The 3,107-nt window shown below is 45.0% G+C and carries 3 protein-coding genes; 1 reads left to right on the top strand and 2 read right to left on the bottom strand.

The window, feature by feature from the left end:
* Positions 1-41: 41 nt before the first annotated feature.
* Positions 42-713: an EAL domain-containing protein gene (locus LZ634_RS22205; protein ID WP_234508898.1), complete on the top strand. Its 672-nt coding sequence runs from the start codon at positions 42-44 to the stop codon at positions 711-713.
* 41 nt (positions 714-754) lie between these two features.
* Here the strand turns inward: LZ634_RS22205 and LZ634_RS22200 are convergent, their stop codons facing one another.
* Both LZ634_RS22200 and LZ634_RS22195 read right to left on the bottom strand, forming a co-directional pair.
* Entirely contained in the window at positions 755-1,429 is a 675-nt protein-coding gene (locus LZ634_RS22200) for a phage baseplate protein (RefSeq protein WP_199557798.1), read from the bottom strand.
* A 29-nt stretch (positions 1,430-1,458) separates the two neighbouring features.
* A partial coding sequence (locus LZ634_RS22195) for a hypothetical protein (RefSeq protein WP_234508897.1) occupies positions 1,459-3,107 on the bottom strand: 1,649 nt, incomplete at its 5' end.

Below are 3,107 nucleotides of genomic sequence, written 5' to 3'. Positions count from 1 at the left end.
ACATTATGAATGAACCTATGTAGAAATTTAAGGTGTTTGTTATGGATACTACATTCATTGCTGAACCTATAGTAAGCATTGACGAAAAGTTGTTGGGCGTTGAGCTTCTCACTCGCTTCATTTCCCCAGATGGACGCCCCCTTCATCCTGAGTTCGTAATTTCATCTTGGGATTTAGATAGGAAACGGCTTTTCCTATACGAACAATGCGGAAACATTGCCAGTATGCAAAAGTGGTTCGAACGAAAGAATCTATTTTGTACACTGAACATTGATCAGCAAATGGCTTTTCTGATACGTAATGACTACATACTTAGACAAACTTTCGAATCGATGCCATTCATCAAACTTGAGCTTTCTGAGAATTTCCCAGGTTTAGATAAAGGATTAAAAAGCCCCTTGTTAAAGTCGCTGAGCCAGGGTGTGAATGGGCTGTGGCTCGATGACCTTGGGGCAGGTAATTCGAATGTAGTTAGTTTGATAGAAGGTTACTTTGAAGTAGTAAAAATAGATCGCATTTTCTTTAATGAGCAGGTGAAAAAACCAACCTTCTACGAATTAATTGTATTAATTAAAAAATACTGCGACAAAATTGTTATTGAAGGCATTGAGGATAGAAAAAGTATGGAAATCTTGCGTGAAGTAGGCATTTGGGGGTTACAGGGTTATCTTTTTAAATCCATCCCATTTGAGAACGTAGATTCGTTGGTATAGCTTGAATAAGCTTCCTTGTAAAAGGGGCAAAATGCCCTTATTTATTTCTTAAATTCCATAGTAACAGTATCAGATTCAGTTTTCTTTGGTGCATTGTTTACTACTTTCTGTTTCACCGTACCACCAACGCTTCTATTACTTTGCGTTTTAGTCGCAATTACATTAACTGTAGCAGTGCTAACAAGTCTGACTTGTTCAAATTCAAGATCAAATTGCATAGCAAATTCAGATTTATAATCGTAGGAGATGCCGGAGAGAATGACATCCTCATACACTTTGTGCTCTGTCACTAATGTAATAGGCTGACGACTATCAAAGATTTTATCAAGATACTGGATAGCTTGAGAAATACGTGTGCCATTAACGCCAGCACTGTATAATAAATCTTTCTCCAGCCTTACCGGAGTTTCGGTAATAATCCCAGACAGCTTGAATGTATTATTCTTTATCTGAACGTGATCGCTCACCTCTGCCCCGCTCTCAACGGGATAGCTGGTAATATCAGCCTGTCTACGGACTCCCGTATCTGTCACAGCATCAAAAACTATCGCCTGATAGTTTTGAATGTAGCTATCAGAAGCCGGATTATAAACAGATGCAAGGATAGTGAATCCGTTTTCACCTTTATTACGGGTAGCGCTGCTGTTATTACTATTTGAGGTTGAATTAATCCCTTGCGAGGAATTGCCAATAGTTAAACTTCCTGGTGTTGCCATTTTATTTTATTCCTTACGAAGAGGGGCAATTAGCCCCCCGTCCCTTGTCCAGATGAAACAGCCAGCACCATACGCTGATTGTTATCATTGATACGCTGATCAACGGTAGCATTAAGCATGTTTCCAAATGTCGGATCAGGGGCAATAGTGAGAGAGATCATTCCTTCCGGTAGGTTATTTTGTAATACCACTGGCTGAACCACTGTATTTTTAGCTGGCGGTGTCGCAGTAGCCGCTGCCGATTGTTTCAACATAGAAACAGGAGAATAATCACAGTTGGCGCTCTGAGCGTAACTGCTAACATCCTGCGCCCCGCTTGTACCGTTCCACCATTCACGCATTGTGTCGAATACATTTTGCTCATGTGTGCCGTCTGCTTTAGGCTGGCTGGCTCCGTAGGCGTTAGCCACTGGATTACTCCCAGGCAGTGCAGGTGCTGACGTTGTGCCGTAATGCTGGCTCACCGCCTCTTTAGTGGTGTTGTCACCGTTCAGGAGATTCAGCTTACCAGTGATCCAGTTGGTCATCTTCATTAAGCCATCTACAACATCCCCCGCCGCCTTACCTAAGCCTTTGAAGAACGGAAGAGCCTCCTGCATAGCTTCCTTCCACTCTTTAACCGTCGCAGGGTCGAGAGACTCCATGAAACCTTCGAAGAATGCCAACTTCTGGCTATCGTTGAGAATGTCCATTTCCTGATTGAATTTGCGGTAGGCCACAAGCTGATCTTGCTGTTCCTGGTTCAACCACTGCCCGTTACGCTTGAGCACGTCCACCTGATCAGTTAGTGCCTTACCACCGTTCATAAAGGCTTTGGCGTAAAGCCCGAGATCGTCCCCGAGGTCTTCGAGATTGTGCAAAATTTCCTGTTCACTCAATCCTTTAGATTGCATTGTGTTGGTGTATGAAGAGACAAAACCAAACGGATTTTTAGCCCATTCTTTAAGCTTTTCAGGCGTATACCCCATGTTCAAAGCAGTGTTAATGCCTGTTGGTGCTCCTGTCCATTCACCCTGTTTATTACGTTTCGCATTCAGCGCACCGTCTGCGAGTTTCTCGGACACATCTTTTGCAACATCCAAGTTTTTTCTGGCTCCCTGCGTACCGATACCGGAATCAATCCCGTTAGCTTGTGCAAACTGGCCTAACGATTGCAGAAAGTTGTAATCCACACCGCCCAATCTGGCACGTTGCACAATCTCGCTGCTCTCTTCCTGGGCTGTTACAGCATCTCTACCCCATGAATAAGCACCGTAAGCCGCCGCACCCACACCAGCGCCAGCCAACGCACCACTACCTAACCCCATAAGCCCGCCTGTAATCGCTCCAGAGCCACCTACAGGAGCCGTAGCGCCTCGTTTAGCTGCTTCCCTACGTGAAGCATTGAGCCTGCGATAACCCTGCTGTAAGCGCTTAATCTCGCTGTTTTGGCGTTGTAGGCTGATCGTTCCATCAGCATAACTACGGGTAATTTTGCTGGCCTGTAATGCCGCCTGGGCTAATTCTACGTTGGTTAGGTGGTGCATACTTTTGAAACTCGAACCCGTATCGAGCAATTTTAGCTCTGCCCGTTCACGGCGTACCGCTGTTCTTTGGGCCTCTTTCGCTGCCTGTTGCTCTACACGAAGCGCGGCCTTAGCTGCCCTTGCCTTTTCTCGTTGGTGATGCTGCCAACTTA

The organism is Kluyvera intermedia (assembly GCF_021440345.1).
Classification (GTDB): domain Bacteria; phylum Pseudomonadota; class Gammaproteobacteria; order Enterobacterales; family Enterobacteriaceae; genus Kluyvera; species Kluyvera intermedia_A.
This window is presented reverse-complemented; position numbering and strand designations above follow the sequence as displayed.